Below are 18,930 nucleotides of genomic sequence, written 5' to 3'. Positions count from 1 at the left end.
GATAATTTAAGAGTCAATGCATTGTTTTTAAATTAAAAAATAGCATTTAAGACATTTTCTATGCTGTAGGAAAGCATCATTGATACAAAATCGTATTTGTTTCATAATAAATCATCCATTGTTTCATGAAACATTTATGAAACAATTTAGAAACATTGAATTATTGTCGTGGGAAAAACGAAAACAGCGCACACAATTTAGGGGGAACAGGATGGCAGAAGCACAATCAGTAGGTCCAGTAGGTCGTGATAGCAGTGAAAAACCGGTCATTTGGACAGTATCTGTTTCCCGTCTTTTTGATCTATTCCGCGATATCACGCCAGAGTTCGACCATCAGGCAGATATCACGCCAATCCAACTTGGTTTTGAAAATGCAGTCCAGCATATTCGTAAGCGCTTGACAACCGAACGTTGTGATGCGGTGCTCTGTGCCGGCTCCAATGGCGCCTATTTGAAACGTCGTTTATCTGTACCTGTTATCATTGCTAAGGCCAGCGGGTTCGATTTTATGCAGGCATTGGCCCGCGCACGACAAATCAGCTCCCGCATTGGCGTTATCACCTATCAAAATACATTGCCTGCACTGGAAGAATTTCAGCAACGATTCAACTTGCGTATTGAGCAGCGCAGCTACGTAACGGAAGAAGATGCACGGGCCCAGATCAACGCATTAAAAGCTATCGGCATCAAGGTAATTGTCGGTGCCGGACTCATTACCGATCTCGCTTATGAGGCTGAACTTGTGGGGGTCTTTGTCTATTCTGCCGACTCTATTCGCCAGGCATTTCATGATGCTCTGGATATCGCCAGAATGACCAAGCTCAACCTGGCTTCCATTTCTACCTATCCAACAGAGAATACCTTACATATCCGTCACACTCTCAGTGATATCCGGGGAGATTCAACAGTGATGGAGCATGTGCGCAACACCATCATGTTATATGCCCGTTCTCCTGCCACAGTGCTGATACAAGGGGAAAGTGGTACAGGGAAAGAGCTGGTGGCTCAAGCCATTCACCATGAATATACCCTACGGTATGGTCAAGTTACTGGAAAACATCGGCGTCCGTTTGTTGCCGTTAACTGTGGAGCCATTGCTGAATCCCTGCTGGAAGCTGAATTGTTTGGTTATGAAGAAGGGGCTTTTACCGGCTCCCAGCGTGGAGGGCGTGCTGGTCTTTTTGAAGTTGCTCATCGAGGCACGCTATTTCTGGATGAAATTGGTGAAATGCCATTACCTCTTCAGACACGGCTATTAAGAGTACTGGAAGAAAAATCCGTTGTCAGAGTAGGAGGACACCGCCCAATTGCCGTTGATGTTCGGATCATTTGCGCCACACATTGCGATTTGGATACCTGGGTGCAAGAAGGGCGTTTTCGAACAGACCTGTTCTATCGTCTGAGTGTATTACGGATCAACATTCCAGCTCTCAGAGAAAGAGGCAACGATATTGGTATATTGGCGCTAGAATATCTGCGACGAGCATTTGCTGCATTAAACTTGCCGGTATCACAATCAAGAGTGCAAGAGCTTTCTGCCTGTCAGCAGGCATTGCAAGCCTATCATTGGCCCGGTAATGTCCGGGAACTGCGTAATCTCATGGAGCGGCTCACGTTATACCTCAGTGCCCATCCTGAGCATACATTAACACCAGAATTGATATTAGCCCTTTCACCGGAGCGCCAACTTGCATCCAGACCAGCAGAAAAAAGTATAAAACCTTCTCTGACCGAACAATCTTCACATGTTGCACCACTTTCAGCTCATGAAACCTTGAAACGATTTTCTGGCAACCACCGTGCAACTGCGGAATATCTGGGGATCAGCCGTACTACGTTGTGGCGACGATTGAAACAGGAAACGGCCGGGAATACGGGAATAAAGAAACAAATATTGACGAAAAAGTGATTTAAAGCGTCGTCCTGAAGTGCTTGCGATAATCCTGCGGCGTACTACCGAACGCCCGGCAGAAACTACGGCGTAAAGTGTCTTCACAGCCGAAACCACAACGGGAAGTTATACACTTGAGCGATAGCGTGGATTCAACCAAAAGATGACGGGCTGCTTCCAGACGGAATCGCTCCACCGCTTTGGCTGGCGTAATTCCTACATGTTGGCCGTAGTGGCGCACGAAGCTACGCTCACTCATATTGGCACGAGCGGCCAAGGCTATCACTGAAAGATCACCTGCCAAATTGTTGGTCATCCAGGCGTGCAGATCTGCAAATTTACTTGTGCTACTTTGTAACGCCAGCGGAGCACTAAACTGTTCTTGCCCACCAGGACGTTTAAGAAACATAACAAGGTTCCGTGCAACATCCAGTGCCATTTTATGACCGAGATCTTCTTCCAGCAGCGCCAAAGCCAGATCGATGCCTGCGGTAACACCGGCAGAAGTCCACACCGGACCATCCTGAATAAAGATGGGATCACATTCTACCTGTAATTTACTGTAACGCCGGGCCAGTTCCGCGCAGCTGCTCCAATGAGTGACGACTCGGCGGCCATCAAGCAACCCGCAGGCAGCCAGAACGAATGCCCCACTGCATATAGACACAATACGCCTAGCCAAAGGTGCATGTCCCTTTAACCAATTACGCAATGGCGGATGGTTCGCCGCTGACTCAACGCCGATTCCCCCTACAACGATCAAAGTATCAGCGGGAGAATCCAGCTCAGGCAGGGGCTCTGCCTGTACACTTATTCCGGCCTCTGTCATTACTTGCCCGGGATCACAAGCCACGACTTTTATGGTGTAGGGTTGTCTGTGACCGGACTTCTCTGCCAGATCATTAGCTGTTGTAAAGACCTGCAATGGCCCTGAAAGATCCAGCAGATTTATATTGGGGAAGATCAGAAAATAGAGAGTTTTGATGTTCATAAGGAAATTATGGCACTTGGCGTAAATCGTCGCAATATTGGCATATACGCCAATTAACTAACGGTTACAGTTATCCCATCAATTCACTACCGGGAATATAAATATTCAGCGATCGATAAAGGTAACGGCACACGTATTTCGGTTCGCTTTCAATCTCGATAAGGAAAATTTCGCCATGAAAAATATATCTATTGATAGAAGAAATTTTATTATTAAATCTGCACTGACAATTTCATCAATAGGCAGTTTTGCCAATCAGAACGCTTTTGCCAAAGAACACTCTGTAGCATTACCTTCGGCAATGAAAGCATCATCTGGAGGAAAGCCCACCCTCGCTTTTGTCATTTTTCCGGGCATTACACCCCTTGATATGATTGGTCCCGCGACGGTTCTTGCAGTAGGAGAATGGTTAAATATTGAATATGTTTGGCGCGATTTACTTCCAGTACGTACTGAGCTGGAACATATATCATTCTCACCAAGCATAACATTTGAGCAGTTAGACAAAGTTGATATCTTATGTGTTCCCGGTACAGGAAATCCTTATGCTTTGCTTAACGAATTAGACATGCTTGATTGGATACATAAAGCGGGCAGTAAAGCATCTTGGGTAACAAGCGTGTGTACAGGATCTATTCTGCTAGGAGCCGCTGGCTTGCTAAAAGGGTATAAAGCGGCGACTCATTGGTCGATGATGGACAATCTCAGCAAGTTCGGTGCAATACCGGTCAATAAAAGAGTCGTTATCGATAGAAACCGGATCACAGGAGGCGGAGTTACTGCGGGGATTGATTTTGGTTTAACATTGCTCGCGGAAATTAAAGATGAAGAACACGCACAAATAGCTCAATTGGCACTGCAATATAACCCAAAACCTCCGTTCAATAGCGGCATTCCAGAATTCGCAGGAAAAGAGATAACCAATGCCACACGTCAGGCTATATTTTCCAATGTGGAAAAAAAGACGCCTGATTATAAAGAAATATTGATTAGAAGTGCCAAGAGAATATCAGATATATACTGAATTCATTTTCGTATTACGGCTCAATTCAACCCATTTCAGCCTTGCCAATAAATTAAGCGGGCTGATTTCAGCGATTGAATTTACCAATAACAGAAATACCTTCTGCTCTAAGAACAACTCATTCAGAGATACATGGACTCAGACTTAGTTTTTTTAGATTGGAAGGTATAGGCAACCAATCCGGCTGCCACTTCCAAAATAAAATTCATTGGATTACGATGTTTCGAATGTTCTATTTGAAGAATATTTTTTAACTATTCAAATACTATTTCAATTAAAAAGCTCAATACCAGACAGAAAAAGTATGACTTCAAACTTATCCAAATAATATATCGCTTCCATGTAAAGTTTCGTGCACTTATTTACACGAATTTTCATACCGATTAAGGCATCGGTATAAGTCAATCGTCTATTTGTTCAAGCTTACTCTGGCTCATCACAATCATTTTAATTATCGTTTTACGGTCGATACCCGTATTTATCATTGCACACACGATTTTCACAACCGCCAGTTTTCTACCCATCTGTAATCCTTCTTGACGTGCTTCATGTTCCAATCTTTGCGCTATTGTCATCAGTACCTCCTCATACTTCGGGAACTGTTCTGCCAGTCGCCGGACAAGCCCCCCTCTTTTAACACGAACCTTTAAATACCGATTAAAGCTCTCAGCACGAATCAATGGCGTATTTGTTCAAGTTCGCTCTGGCTCAATCCAGTGGTTTTCATTACCGTTTCACGATCGATACCAATGTCTATTAATGCACTGGCAATTCTCAGACTCGCCTTTTTTTCACCTTTTTTTTCACCTTTTTTTTCACCTTTCTGTAATCCTTCTTGAAGCCCTTCTTGAAGCCCTTCTTGAAGCCCTTCTTGCCGTGCTTTATGTTCCAATTTCTGCGCTATTGTCATCAGTACCTCCTCATACTTCGGGGACTGTTCTGCCAGTCGCCGGATAAAACCTTCTGGATCGGCGGTATCTCCCACCTGTAGTAAGTAGTTTAGCATGCTTTCTAACTGCTCACCTGTATAGTAATAATCATACGCCAACAATATGCCCAGCTCTTGCAGTAGCTCCACCATATCACGTTGCCGGATATGTTTTTGCACTATTTCCAGTAGCGCGACCCGTTTGTGCGTCAGGATTTCATCGTCGGGGATTACCGTCACATCTACCAACGGAAACGCGCTGGAATAGAGCTCTTCCGCCAGAGCCGAAGCATCGAAGCAATCGAACCAGTTGGTACTCCACGGATACGGCCGCATTTTTCCGTGATAGAACAATATCGGAATGACCAGCGGCAATTTTTGATGTCCCTGCTCCAGATGCCATTGCATGGCTGAAATACAGTAACGCATCAGCCGGAATGCCATCATCTTGTCCGGGGAACTTTGGTGTTCAATCACACAATACACATAACTATCTCCCTGCGTAGTTTTTAGTGAATACAAAATGTCGGAATAATGTGCCCGCAGATTGCCCTCAATAAACGACCCTGATTCCAACCGCAGTGTATTAAGATCACAAACAGCCCGTAATGTGGTAGGTAAGTGTATCTCTAGAAAATCTCTGGCGGTATCAATATGACTTAAAAACTTTTTAAAAATAGCGTCGTGTGGCGTTGGTGTATTTTTTCTTTTCATAAAAGAATAGTAGCATACTTTCTTTTATATTGAAGTAATATTAAACAAAAAACAGCAATTTCTTGTCTTATTTTTTTCACCCTATTGTACGATGTTTTCTATTTAGTGAGTCAAAGGCAGACTGCTTTCGGAGAAATACCGTTTGCAATCTGAGTTCCGAAACGGTATTTCAGCCAATAACTAATAGACTTCGATTAAATAATTCAGTAATTAGACATTGTGAAAAGTTATACTTATTGAATCCAGCCTAATTAACTATTTCTCTACATATGATTTTACAGCGGATATTAACACGTTAATATCTGAAGAACAGAGATATCGTTTTAAAGCATTGAATTTCTCTTCTGACCAATCATATATTTTTAACGCTAACAGTTCATTTATGATATGCGGTTCAAATCGATATTTAACTAATTTCGCAGGCGATCCAGCCACAATACTATATGGCTCAACATCTTTAGTGACGACGCTATTAGCCGCAACTATAGCCCCTTCTCCGATAGTGACACCTGGCATAATCATTGAACGAATACCAAGCCACACGCCATCATGAATATGCGTATCACCTTTGCCTACATATGCGTCTTCAATATATTCCATGAATGGATATAAACAGAACCAATCGGCTCTGTGCGTATTATTTCCACCCATAAGAATGATAGTTTCAGCCGCTATGCAAACATAATCGCCAATATACAATTTATCAATTGGCCACTTAGGCTCCCATTGAAGACTGATCTTATCACCGTATAAATAACGCACGACAGATTCTTCAAAATCACCACTCCAACAATCACTGTAGTAGCTATGAGTTCCTTTGATAATAATATTTTGATTGGTTACAACTTTATGTAAAAGTTGGGTTTTCGACCAATGTTTTTCTTTCATGGTAAACAGTCTCTATTGATTATTTATTTACTATAGAATGCTTTCTATGGTGATGTATCCACATTCAAAATACATCACGTCTAGCTGATTCGAGGCTGATTTAATAATGGGATTATTTTCATATTAAACAATATCTCAGTAATTAACCTGGCTACATCATATAAAAAAAATATACTTTTAATGTGAACTACTCGGTATTTTCAAGAAGAGACAAAACTGGAGCGGGTGAAGGAAATCGAACAAAATATTTAACTAATTTATATTAAATAAAAAATTTATTATATTTTTTATTCTATACACATTATTTTTTGCTAAAAACCTCAAAAATATCACTTTGCTGTTGTTATATTTTTCAATCTGTGATCCAGATCTCATACAATCACAGTAAAGTTAGCGTACTAATTATTTCAGATAATACATAATCTCCTTTTTTCCTATGGCATTTTAAATGCAAAAAGCCGTGAGGTTTAAAAAATGGTCAAATTAAGCAGCCATTTCAATCTCAGGGCTTTGTATAGAAGTTTATTACTTTCACGAAACATATCACAAATTAAAGCGAATTATTATTGTGATTTATTGCAAACCTTACTCTCAATAACTTGACCACGTTTATCAAAATAACCGCTAGGATGGATTTCAAGATAGTTAGCGATTATCCATTCACCTTTAGGCCACTGCCTGCTGAGTGCATTGGCTAATGTTGATGAGCTGAGTCCAGCTTCACGAGAGAGAGCTGCTAAGGTTGTACCGCGCTTACGTAATGCAGCAATAAACATGAAGTTTCAGCTCTGGTTGATCCAACTGTTTGCGCCAGCTTTTTAGTGAAGCGCTACATTGCACCGCTTCCTGAGGACGAAGTCCCAGCAATCGGGAAAGTTTCAGTGTGACGGCAAATCCGGCATCACGTTCAAGGGCTTTCTGATAAATAACCTGAAACGTAGCATCAGGGATCGACTGTTTCGTTCCGGCGCGGCTGGTTCCGCTTAATCCTAATGCCAGATTGCTCAAACGTGGCGAAGTTTCCAGTTTATTCCTGTCTGCCATGCGAAAAATATTACGCAGCGCGGACATTTCATTTTGCACTGTTCGCTTGGCGATCCCCTGAGACAAACGGGCATTAACGTAATGCTCCACATGCTTGGCTTTCAAATGGCTGAGACTTTTAACCTGAATATTCAGGCTCAATAACAACGCACCCAATCGCCCTGCAATCCGAATGCGGTCATGGCAGGTCTTATGGCTACCGCCCGCCTTCCGGGCAAAAAATTTTAATTCTTTAATCAATCGGCTCATTAGTTTCCCCTTGCTGATACCTGACAACATGCGATCTCTGGCACGCGCTAGTGCGGCAAAACAAAAAATGCCTTGCCCTTGACGGATATCTGTGCTCCAGAGTGAACGCAAGTTGAGGTATTGCGGGGTATCGGTTAAGTACATGAACCAACGTTCAACATACTTCGATGACAATATAAAAACACTTTTGGACGTATTTTTAGTTTAAGAAACCTTCATCGCCAGACAAAGAGTTTATGTCTGACAATATCTGCTTCCAAAAGTGTGCCGATGTACCGCAATATTTGCTCTCCCTTTCAGGCTACAGAAGTTTTTGTTCGCCACCCGGTGGGTAATCCTTGCAGACGATGGGATATTTGTAGTTACAGGTTAATACGTTATCGGTTAGATTTGTCAGAGTCAACTTTTGTTTGATGGTGAAAATAGCTCCATAAAAATTCACAACAATTACAGTCTGTTGTGGAGTCTAAAACTATTGAGACACATCAATTTGTAAGCCTAGGAAAGGTGAGACAATGATGCAAATAGAAAAGGGGAAAATCGCGCACCAACCATCTAAACGCTAAGGTGCCTAGATGGCCAGTAAGTAGTTTATGATAGCTAGAGTAGCAGATCGACTGTTGTGTATTAGCTTATACCTATATTTGCCCACCTACACCTTTAAACTTCTCAACAAATGCAGCAATTTTCTGGAAAACGGTCTGCTTTTTCGTTCTGTATTCCGGATTAAGTGGACTTAACTTTGGTAGCGTTGAATTTAGCTCTGTGCCGTTTTCACTTGCATATTCTCGCTTTAACGATGCTGCAATATAACGCTTAGCCGCATCTTCATTTAATTTCTCCGAGCTAATTAACTCTTCTGCCTCACGTTTTTGTTCAGCTTGAGCAAATTTGAAAAATTCATCAATAATACTGGCCTTGTCGATAATTTCATCCAAGTTAGTTTGATTAATGAAATCAACAATTAGACTTTCTTTTGCTCGATTGCCAAGGCTGGAACGAATTAAACGGCGAACTTCATCAATTAACTCTGCCTTATTTTTATTTTTTTTATTGTTTTCAAAAATCAACTCAAGAATGTAATCTAAATTAATTTCCTGCGATTTGAGCAAGTCCACTTCAAAGACGACATCATCCCAGTCAATAGTAGATTTGTCTTTCTCGTTAGACGACTTTTCACGGCGTAACCAATCACGCGTATCATTATAGGTTGAGCGATAATCTTGAATAGTACGCTCAGTTGGCATCTCAATCGCTTGCATCGTGGTGATATCTTCATCACTCAGGTAGTATTTAACTTTAAATGTCTCAACAGCCTCCGGATTACCAATATCTACATGCTGTAGAGCCTTTAATCCTGCAAATTCATCGTAGTTTTGCAGTACATTCTCCGCACGCAAATATTCACCAAATAATTTGGCAAAGTCCTTTTTATCTTGCTCTTTAACAATATTATCAGGATTAGGGAAGCGTCTTTGTAGTTCAGCCACTACATCCAAAAATCCACGGCATGCTTCGCCGGTGATTAAATCGGTAAAGCCTTCCATGTATTCTTTATAGCTTTTTTCCAGCACTATGTTTTTAGTGTTTTTATCACCAAATAAAGTGATGGCCTCAACTGTAGCCTGTTCTAAATCACGGAAGGTTACGATATTTCCAAAGGTCTTAGTGGCGTCATAAATACGGTTAGTGCGTGAAAAAGCTTGCATTAGACCATGGTAACGCAGATTTTTATCGACAAACAAGGTATTCAATGTTGGCGCATCAAATCCCGTTAAGAACATGCCGACAACAATCAGTAAATCTACTTCTTGATTTTTCACTCGCTGAGCAAGATCTTTATAGTAGTTTTGGAAACCTTTACTATCCACACCAAAATTCATTTTGAACGCTGCATTATAATCATCAATAGCTGCGCTTAAAAATTCTTTGGCGCTGCTGTCCATTGCAGAGAGCTCAAAACTTTCATCAATAATCTCACCAATAGCATCTTGCTCTTCATTAGCGGCGAAAGAGAAGATGGTGGCAACATTAAGCGGTTTTCTGCTCGTTTTATTTTCATCAGCCTCTTTTTGTAAATTCTTAAACGCTTCATAATAAGCTTTGGCAGCATCCACACTACTAACCGCAAACATAGCATTAAAACCCTTGCCTCCGGCCTGGAGACGATGCGTTTTTTGCCTGAAATTGTTTAAAATATACTGAGAAATTTCACGAATACGAACGGGGTGTAAAAAAGCTTGCTTGTTTTCTGCCGCTGTTAATTTTTTCTCGTCTTGTTCTGTTTCAATGGACTTAAACTGTGGTCTTACATCGTTATAATCAACTTTAAACTTCAATACTTTTTCATCACGAATAGCATCGGTAATCACATACGAATGTAATTCTCGGCCAAACACACTACCGGTGGTGTCTGCACCCAAAGCGTTTTGCGGGAAAATTGGCGTGCCCGTAAAACCAAATTGATAATACTTTTTAAATTTCTTCTTTAGGTTTTTTTGTGCTTCACCAAACTGACTGCGGTGTGCCTCATCAAAAATAAATACCACTTGCTTATTGTAAATTGGTAAATCACTTTCACTTTTTATTAAGTTATTAAGCTTTTGAATGGTAGTGACAATAATTTTATTATCATCTTTTTCAAGATTACGTTTTAGCCCTGCGGTACTCTCCGAACCATTAACGCTGTCAGGTGAAAAACGTTGATATTCTTTCATGGTCTGGAAATCCAGATCTTTACGATCGACCACAAAAAACACCTTATCGATAAAATCCAGCTCAGTAGCCAAACGCGCCGCTTTGAAACTGGTTAAAGTTTTACCCGACCCCGTGGTATGCCAAATGTAGCCACCACTCTCAGTATTACTCCAATTTTTAGCCTGATATGCACTTTTAATTTTCCACAAAATACACTCAGTAGCCGCTATTTGATAGGGACGCATCACTAACAAAGTATTGCTAACATCAAATACGGAATAATGAATTAACACATTCAGCAAGGTATTTTTCTGAAAAAACGTGGCTGTGAAATCTTTTAAATCTTTAATCAGTGTATTATCAGACTTGGCCCAATTCATGGTGAAATCAAAGCTGTTTTTATCACGCTTAGTCGTATTAGCAAAATAGCGCGTGTCTGTACCGTTTGAAATCACAAAAAGCTGTAAGTATTTAAACAGTGAGTTTTCTGTATTAAAGCTTTCTTTACTATAACGGTGTACTTGGTTAAAAGCTTCGCGAATAGCAACTCCGCGCTTTTTAAGCTCAACCTGCACCAATGGCAAGCCATTAACCAAAATGGTCACATCGTATCGATTCGCTTGCGCCCCTGTTTGCTTGAATTGCTTAATGACTTGTACTTTATTACGGGCAATGTTTTTCTTATCCACAAGATAGATGTTCTCGATATGTCCATCATCAAAAACAAAGTCGTGGATATAATCGTTATGAATCTTACGAGTTTTGTCTATGCTGTTATCGCTGGGCTTATCTAAGTATTGCTCAGCAAAGCGTTGCCACTCACTTTCTGAAAAATTAACATTATTCAGTACCTGTAATTGCTCCCGCACATTAGCCAGCATGTTTTGGGGCGTGTTTAAACCAGTAACATATTCATAACCTTGGTTGATTAAATCGTCGATCAATTCCCGTTCTAAATTATCTTCGCTTTGGTAGGTTTCATTTAGCTGCAATTCCTTAGTGTATTTATCGAGTACGATAAAGTTATTTGATTCAGCAACAGTTTTGCATTCGTGCATACTTCACCTATAAATTAGATTCACTCTAGTCTTCTGCCTGTTGGAAGCGGTACATAGTGTTAATTTCATTAACCAGATAGCGCAAAACACGCTTATCATCTTCCGTAAGCTCAGCGACCTCTTCACCTGCATGTTTTGAATGACTAGAGATATTAATAATCCTGGCTTCATAAGGATTGGGCCTGCCATCATCAGTTTTTGGCAATAAATCACCCCACTTTTTATAGCCAAGAAAAGTTTTGCTCATATTACGCCTCTACCTCTGGCTTGGGGAAACTCAACAGCAGATCGCGATAATATTCGTATTGCTTTTGACGTAATTCAATTTCTCGCGGCAGACCTTCGCTGATGGAGGTGGTTAAGGCGTCGAATTTATCTAAGATGGAAACTATACGCTCTTTTTCTTCTAGAAAAGGATTGGGAATGCTAATACTATTTAAATTCTTTTTATTTAGTTTAGGCTGTGCGGCACCTGAGATATACGGTGTTAAATCAATATTATTTAGATAATATTCAACATATCTTCTTTCAGCATATGTCTCAAACTTGAGTACATGTGCGTGATTGTTTACCCAGCTTTTTCCACTAATACTGAATGCTATTCGAGTATTTCTTGCAACCAAATTTGCGCCGTCTTCGGAAACTAGTAAATAATCACCATCAAAAATATAATCTTTGACATAATCGACAATACCCGACGCTCCGTAGTATGGAATTTCACCTGGCTCTCTTAAACCACTGGTTATCGGTTTACGCATAGAATCAAAATTCTCCGCAAGCCCACCCAAAGTCTTCCACTCCACCTCACCTTCTTCAAAACTTAACAACTGGTCGCGATAATAGTTGTACTGCTTTTTGCGGGCGGTAAGCTCAGCGGTAAGCTCGGTAAAGGTGTCCAAAATGCGGACGATTTCTTCTTGGATATGAAGTGGAGGGATGGGGATTTGTATATCTTTAATCATTGGCTTGGTAAGTTGTGGTATACCAGCTTCTGGAATTTTATAGCTATTCTCAATAGCTTTTATAAAGTAGTAGGCATACTTCAGATTCATTTCAATCTTCGGAGTTAACACTAGCAAACGTACTATCGGAAAAAATGGTTTGTCTCTATAACTCGTCCAGCCTATTGTACCTCTTGCAGATATAGTTATGCTTGGTTTTTCAATTTTAGCTTTATTAGTCCATCCGTATAAAGATTTATCACCAATCCCATTAGATAAAATGGAAATATTGAATTCTTCAGTTTCAGTATCCGACAATGCATCTTTTGGCACGTCGCCACCTGCAAAAATATCAAACACCTCACCTAACGTTTTCCATTCCACCTCAACGCCATCAAGCAATTTCTCCATAAAGCTTATATTGCTCATGCCTCATTCTCCGTGCCTTCAATCTCAGCAACAATGGCATCAATATCCATCCGCAGCTGGTCATTTTTTAACGGTGGTCTTTAATTCAGCATTGAGTTTTGTAATATCAATTACTTCGCGGTTGTCTTTAACTTCGACATAACTACTCACCGACAGATTGTAATCGTTAGCGGCGATGGCTTCAAAACTGACCGATTTAGCAAAATGCTCAACATCATCTTTGCTATCGAACACCTGCATGATTTGTTCGATATGGCTATCTGTAAGTACGTTGTTATTGGTTTCTTTTTTAAACAGAGTGCTGGCATCAATAAACTGGGTTTTGGTATCAATTTTGTGTTTAGACAGCACAAGAATATTTACAGCAATGGTAGTGCCAAAAAACAGGTTAGGCGCTAATGAGATCACGGTTTCAACATAGTTGTTATCTACCAGATATTGGCGGATCTTTTGCTCAGCTCCACCACGGTAAAAAATACCCGGGAAGCAAACAATCGCTGCGCGGCCTTTGCTGGATAAGTAACTCAATGCGTGCAGTTCAAAGGCAAAGTCGGCTTTGGACTTCGGCGCTAATACGCCAGCGGGAGCAAAGCGGTCATCGTTGATCAGTGTTGGATCATCACTACCAATCCATTTCACCGAATACGGTGGATTAGAGACGATGGCATCAAAGGGCTTGTCATCACCGAAATGTGGTTCGGTTAAGGTGTTACCCAACATAATATTGAACTTGTCGTAGTTAATGTTGTGTAAAAACATATTCATACGTGCAAGGTTATAGGTGGTATGGTTAATCTCCTGACCAAAGAAACCGTCTTCAATAATGTGAGCATCGAAGTGTTTTTTGGCTTGTAATAGCAGTGAGCCCGAACCAGCGGCTGGATCATATATTTTATTCACGCTGGTTTGCCCGTGCATGGCGAGCTGAGCGATTAGCCTAGAAACGTGTTGTGGTGTAAAAAATTCACCACCTGATTTACCTGCATTAGCAGCGTAGTTAGAGATTAAAAACTCGTAAGCATCACCAAACAGATCAATCTTGTTATTTTCAAACTGACCAAATTGAAGCCCTGCCACGCCTTTTAATACGGCGGCTAAGCGTGTCTTTAACGGTATTACCTAAACGGTTACTGGTGGTGTCAAAATCGACAAAAAGACCCTTAATCTCGACTTCAGATGGGTAGCCGCTGGCTGAGCTTTCAATAGCGACGAAAATGCTATTTAAGTCTTTGTTTAAATTATCATTTTTATTAGCACTTGCGGCAATATTAGCAAACAGCTGGCTTGGATAAATAAAATAGCCTTTAGTTTTAATGGCATCATCTTTAATATCGTCAGTGATAATATCATCTGAAAGCTCGGCATAGTTGATACCCTCATCACCGCCTTCAATGTAGTTTGCAAAGTTTTCACTTATAAAGCGATAAAACAGCGTACCTAGTACATACTGTTTGAAATCCCAGCCATCAACTGAACCTCTCACATCGTTGGCAATTTGCCAGATTTAACGCTGTAGTTCGGCTCGTTGTTGGGTACTTGTCATTGTGAAACTCCACTTTTAATACGTTTTTGAATGGCCTTCGGCCCATAATCATCCCAGTATTATAACGAGTAAAGGCGTTCTAATCATTTTGAATCGCTACAAGTTTAATAGACATCTCAGGGTCATTTTGGACTGCTTCCAACCTTTTTGCTTGGTTGAAGTCGGTTGGTAAAGCTCTTGAGAAAAAGCCCGTATTGATTTAAGTTGCTTGTATTTCAATCAATTGAAAATAAAAACTCCCCTGACAGCTATGCCACAGGGGAGTTGAAATTTAAAACTTAATTCTGTCTGTTATTTCTGCGGACGCATTGCCGGGAACAGAATAACGTCACGGATGGTATGGCTGTTAGTAAACAGCATGACCATACGGTCAATACCAATACCCAAGCCGGCTGTCGGTGGCATGCCGTGTTCCAAAGCCGTTATATAATCTTCATCATAGAACATCGCTTCATCATCACCTTCATCTTTCTGACGAACCTGTTCAGCAAAGCGTTCTGCCTGATCTTCAGCATCATTCAATTCTGAGAAGCCGTTACCAATTTCACGTCCACCAATAAAGAATTCAAAACGGTCGGTGATAAACGGATTTTCATTATTACGGCGAGCCAGCGGAGAAACTTCTGCCGGATATTCAGTGATAAATGTTGGTTGAATCAAGCGGCTTTCAGCCGTTTCTTCGAAAATCTCACACTGAACGCGGCCAAGTCCCCAGTTTTTTTCAACTTTAATACCAAGAGATTCAGCAATAGCCACCGCTTTATCCATATCCTCCAAATCAGCCATATTGGTCTCAGGACGATATTTGCAAATAGCTTCTTTCATGCTCATTTGAGCAAATGGTTTACCGAAATCGAATTCCTGCTCACCATATTTAACCCGTGTATCCCCCAAAACATTCTGAGCCAAGGTACGGAATAACTCTTCGATCAGCACAATCAGATCTTTGTAATCTGCGTAAGCCATATAGAGTTCTAACATCGTGAACTCAGGGTTATGGCGCGGAGATACACCTTCATTACGGAAGTTACGGTTAATTTCAAACACACGCTCAAAACCACCAACCACCAAACGTTTCAGGTAAAGTTCCGGCGCAATACGCAGATACATATCAATGTCCAGCGCATTGTGGTGAGTAATAAACGGACGTGCCGCCGCACCACCAGGAATCACCTGCATCATCGGTGTTTCCACTTCCATAAAGCCTTTACTGATAATAAAGTTACGCATCACCGACAAGACCTGAGAACGAATCTGGAAAGTCTTGCGCGATTCTTCATTAGCAATCAAATCCAAATAGCGCTGGCGGTAACGGGTTTCCTGATCAGCCAAACCGTGGAATTTATCTGGCAATGGGCGCAGAGCTTTAGTCAACAAACGCAATTCAGTACAATGAACAGAAAGCTCACCAGTCTTGGTTTTAAACAACTTACCACGGGCGCCCAGAATGTCTCCCAAGTCCCATTTTTTAAATTGTTCGTTATAAATACCTTCCGGCAAATCATCGCGAGCAACATATAACTGAATACGACCGCTCGCATCCTGTAGCGTGACAAAAGAAGCCTTACCCATGATGCGACGAGTCATCATACGACCGCCAACCGTCACTTCAATATTCAGTGCTTCCAGCTCTTCTTGGGTTTTATCGTCATATTTCGCGTGCAGCTCTTGTGAAATATTTTCACGGCGGAAATCATTTGGGAAAGCAATGCCATTTTCACGTAAAGCCGCGAGTTTTTCACGGCGGGTTTGCAGTTCGTTATTTAAATCGGGAGCCTGTTCTGCGCCCTGTTGTTGTTGTGACATTTTAGTTCCTCATAAGCCAGCTTTAAGGCTTGCTTCAATGAATTTATCCAGATCGCCATCCAGCACAGATTGAGTATTGCGAGTTTCAACACCAGTGCGTAAGTCTTTGATGCGAGAATCATCCAGAACATAAGAACGGATTTGACTGCCCCAGCCAATATCGGATTTGTTCTCTTCCATTTCCTGCCTATTGGCATTCTTTTTCTGCATTTCCAGTTCATACAGCTTCGCTTTTAGCTGTTTCATTGCCTGGTCTTTATTTTTATGCTGAGAGCGGTCATTCTGACACTGAGTAACAATGTTAGTTGGAATATGGGTAATACGTACCGCAGATTCTGTTTTATTAACGTGCTGACCACCTGCACCTGATGCGCGATAAACATCAATACGTAAGTCTGCTGGGTTAATTTCAATATCAATATCATCATCGACTTCAGGATAGATGAATGCAGAACTAAATGAAGTATGACGACGACCACCGGAATCAAATGGACTCTTGCGAACCAAACGGTGAACACCGGTTTCAGTACGCAACCAACCATAAGCATAATCACCTATGATTCTAATCGTCGCTGATTTCAACCCAGCAACTTCACCATCGGATTCTTCGATGATTTCAGTTTTAAACCCTTTGGCTTCAGCCCAACGCAGATACATACGCATCAGCATACTTGCCCAATCCTGAGCTTCGGTACCACCAGAACCTGCCTGCAAATCAAGATAACAGTTAGCACTGTCATACTCACCAGAGAACATACGGCGAAATTCTAACTGACCCAATTTACCTTCAAGCTGCTCTAGTTCTGCTACAGCTTCATGAAAAGTCTCTTCATCATCAGCTTCTACTGCCAGTTCCAGCAAGCCCTGTACATCTTCCAGACCTTGCTCAAGCTGATCAATGGTTTCAACAATCTCTTCCAGTGAGGAGCGTTCTTTACCCAAAGCCTGTGCCCGTTCCGGCTCATTCCAGACATCAGGTTGTTCCAGTTCAGCATTAACTTCTTCTAAGCGTTCTTTTTTGACATCGTAGTCAAAGATACCCCCTCAGAACCGTTGTCCGTTCAGACAGGTCCTGAATGTGGTTTTTTACCGGATTAATTTCAAACATATTTTAGTGTCTTACGTTGTGTAGTCGTAAATAAATGGGATGTTTTTCGAACCGCGCATTGTAGCGGATTTGGCAAAGGGTTTATAGCACTTCAACCGATTTGTCACGTATTCATTGCTGCCAGTTTATGGAAATGCTCATGCATCGTCTTGATTATCGATAATTAAGTGAGTTTCCCGTTGAACTTGCACAGTATAAAACAGTCTGGCTGGCGATTTTACATCAAGCAGGATTCTCACCTTCTGGTGGTTGCAGAGATAAACTATGTCCGGCACCCTGATAGATACAGCATGACTAAAAGCGTCTTATTTACTGCCATATTTAATGATTTCTCGACGATGTTATCCCTGCGTTTATTTTACATTTACCTAATCCGCCATAACCATTTAAAAGCACAAATGCAGGGATAGTAAATATCGGGGATTAACACCATGAATTTTAAAACTGGCCTATTATATAGTTATCAGTGAAAAATTAAAAACAAAAATTAACTCTGTTAATGCTTATATCCCTTTTTGTGAAAAATAACAAATAAGAATATCAATTACTTAATCAAAAATGTATTTTCAAAAAGGAAATAACTTTATTAATGTTTTCAATTTTAAGTAAACTTTGTCTTAAACCAGTTAAATAATCGTTACAGGAATAAGAAGTACCAGAATATAATCGCGAAAATCCTTTTCTTCCGGCATCGGGAGCGATTCAATACCGGTATTATAGTTGTGAGGTATTAACCTTGCTCGTGATGAAAAGGATTATAAAAATCCTTTTCATCACTTACTCAATCGCTATTTTTTAAAGCCCGGTTTGCCGTTTTTAGCTCTCCATTCCTTTATCACTTCAAGCACACCTTCAGGACTATCTTCAATACCATCTTCTGGATAGAAGATTAAATCACCGCCAGAGGGGTGTTCTGAAATTCTTTCAAATTCATCTATAGCTTCTGATTCTTCCTCCTCTGTTCGAAAATTTCCATTAAATATTTTCTTTATCAAGGATAAAAATTCATTTTCAGTAATATTCATTACATTACTTTCCATAGTTTATTCACCTCCAATTATGTAGTTCACCATGTCTCTTTGGCGTAACAACACTAATATTATCAATATCATAAACATCTCCACCTTCAGAAATAGGTTTTTTATGATGTAACTCGTATTTTTTCTTTTTTCCTTTCCATTCGTCTTTCCTTGGAGCTGGAGCTTTTCCTTTTTTCATATTTCCCATATTCGCAGTTTTAAATTGCTTAGACAATTCAGGATCATTAGCAACCTCTTTCCAAAATGCCTTTCTGAAATTATCAAAGTTATTAAATCTCCTCCCACGCAACTTATCTGCTATCTGACTGGGAATTGGTGCTCCCATGCCTTGTCCTGCGCGACTTAACCAGTTTCCTTCGATTTTTTGCCCCCGACCAGTTACCACTCCCGGTTGATTCCGGGGAGTATTAAACATCACATAAACTGGTTTCATGCCTGAACCGGCGGGAAAGACCAGAATATAATCGCGAAAATCCTTCTCTTCCGGCATCGGTAGCGATTCAATATCGCTGCCCACTTTGTCCGGGATCGGCAACACGGTTATTTGCGACGGAATAAACGGCGGTTCTTCATTCCCGG

General features: G+C 41.0%; 15 protein-coding genes and 2 pseudogenes. 2 read left to right on the top strand and 15 right to left on the bottom strand.

Features of this window, described 5'->3' with window-relative positions; all coding sequences use genetic code 11:
- The first annotated feature begins 211 nt into the window (after positions 1-211).
- On the top strand, positions 212-1,909 hold the full coding sequence (prpR, locus tag C5469_RS13485) for a propionate catabolism operon regulatory protein PrpR (protein WP_166307523.1): 1,698 nt from the start codon (positions 212-214) through the stop codon (positions 1,907-1,909).
- Position 1,910: 1 nt separating this feature from the next.
- Here the strand turns inward: prpR and C5469_RS13480 are convergent, their stop codons facing one another.
- Positions 1,911-2,882: a GlxA family transcriptional regulator gene (locus tag C5469_RS13480; RefSeq protein ID WP_166307520.1), complete on the bottom strand. Its 972-nt coding sequence runs from the start codon at positions 2,880-2,882 to the stop codon at positions 1,911-1,913.
- A gap of 175 nt (positions 2,883-3,057) precedes the next feature.
- Here C5469_RS13480 and C5469_RS13475 point away from each other — a divergent pair, with 175 nt between their 5' ends.
- A complete protein-coding gene (locus tag C5469_RS13475) occupies positions 3,058-3,906 on the top strand; it encodes a DJ-1/PfpI family protein (protein WP_166307517.1) in 849 nt (282 codons plus the stop codon).
- Between the two features lie 122 nt (positions 3,907-4,028).
- On the opposite strand, the pseudogene C5469_RS24495 reads toward C5469_RS13475, so the two are convergent.
- From C5469_RS24495 to C5469_RS13410, 14 genes and pseudogenes are all read right to left on the bottom strand, one after another.
- Positions 4,029-4,160: pseudogene (locus C5469_RS24495) on the bottom strand (IS982 family transposase); the annotation flags it as partial.
- A gap of 147 nt (positions 4,161-4,307) precedes the next feature.
- Positions 4,308-4,481: a hypothetical protein gene (locus C5469_RS13470; RefSeq protein WP_166307514.1), complete on the bottom strand. Its 174-nt coding sequence runs from the start codon at positions 4,479-4,481 to the stop codon at positions 4,308-4,310.
- A gap of 101 nt (positions 4,482-4,582) precedes the next feature.
- Positions 4,583-5,548: an Rpn family recombination-promoting nuclease/putative transposase gene (locus tag C5469_RS13465; protein ID WP_166307511.1), complete on the bottom strand. Its 966-nt coding sequence runs from the start codon at positions 5,546-5,548 to the stop codon at positions 4,583-4,585.
- Positions 5,549-5,803: 255 nt separating this feature from the next.
- Positions 5,804-6,436, bottom strand: a complete 633-nt coding sequence (locus C5469_RS13460; RefSeq protein ID WP_166307508.1) for a CatB-related O-acetyltransferase — start codon at positions 6,434-6,436, stop codon at positions 5,804-5,806.
- A 563-nt stretch (positions 6,437-6,999) separates the two neighbouring features.
- The gene (locus C5469_RS13455) at positions 7,000-7,212 is read right to left on the bottom strand and encodes a helix-turn-helix domain-containing protein (RefSeq protein ID WP_166307505.1); all 213 of its coding nucleotides are present in this window, start codon (positions 7,210-7,212) and stop codon (positions 7,000-7,002) included.
- Positions 7,190-7,903 (bottom strand): phage integrase N-terminal domain-containing protein, encoded by a 714-nt coding sequence (locus C5469_RS13450; protein ID WP_242689465.1) that lies wholly within the window; start codon positions 7,901-7,903, stop codon positions 7,190-7,192. Before C5469_RS13450 ends, C5469_RS13455 begins: the two co-directional genes overlap by 23 nt.
- A gap of 464 nt (positions 7,904-8,367) precedes the next feature.
- Positions 8,368-11,484, bottom strand: coding sequence for a type I restriction endonuclease subunit R (locus C5469_RS13445; protein ID WP_166307502.1), 3,117 nt, complete (start codon positions 11,482-11,484; stop codon positions 8,368-8,370).
- 25 nt (positions 11,485-11,509) lie between these two features.
- Positions 11,510-11,731 (bottom strand): hypothetical protein, encoded by a 222-nt coding sequence (locus C5469_RS13440; RefSeq protein WP_242689464.1) that lies wholly within the window; start codon positions 11,729-11,731, stop codon positions 11,510-11,512.
- Position 11,732: 1 nt separating this feature from the next.
- Positions 11,733-12,854: a restriction endonuclease subunit S gene (locus C5469_RS13435; RefSeq protein ID WP_166307499.1), complete on the bottom strand. Its 1,122-nt coding sequence runs from the start codon at positions 12,852-12,854 to the stop codon at positions 11,733-11,735.
- Positions 12,851-14,358 (bottom strand): annotated as a pseudogene (locus C5469_RS13430) (type I restriction-modification system subunit M). The gene C5469_RS13435 and the pseudogene C5469_RS13430 overlap by 4 nt, the downstream one beginning before the upstream one ends.
- A 330-nt stretch (positions 14,359-14,688) precedes the next feature.
- Complete coding sequence (lysS, locus tag C5469_RS13425) at positions 14,689-16,203, bottom strand: lysine--tRNA ligase (protein WP_166307496.1); 1,515 nt, start codon at positions 16,201-16,203, stop codon at positions 14,689-14,691.
- 9 nt (positions 16,204-16,212) lie between these two features.
- Positions 16,213-17,311 (bottom strand): peptide chain release factor 2 gene (prfB, locus tag C5469_RS13420; protein ID WP_166307493.1). Its coding sequence is split into 2 segments (ribosomal slippage): positions 16,213-17,235 and positions 17,237-17,311, totalling 1,098 coding nucleotides; the frame shifts between segments, so codons are not numbered across the junction.
- Positions 17,312-18,099: 788 nt separating this feature from the next.
- Entirely contained in the window at positions 18,100-18,351 is a 252-nt protein-coding gene (locus C5469_RS13415) for a bacteriocin immunity protein (protein WP_166307490.1), read from the bottom strand.
- Positions 18,352-18,358: 7 nt separating this feature from the next.
- Positions 18,359-18,930 (bottom strand): S-type pyocin domain-containing protein (locus C5469_RS13410; protein WP_207629026.1); only part of this gene is annotated, 572 nt, incomplete at its 5' end.

It is taken from the genome of Photorhabdus cinerea (genome assembly GCF_011189575.1).
Taxonomy (GTDB): domain Bacteria; phylum Pseudomonadota; class Gammaproteobacteria; order Enterobacterales; family Enterobacteriaceae; genus Photorhabdus; species Photorhabdus cinerea.
Note: the sequence above shows the minus strand (reverse complement) of the source record. Positions and strands in the feature narration are given on the sequence as shown.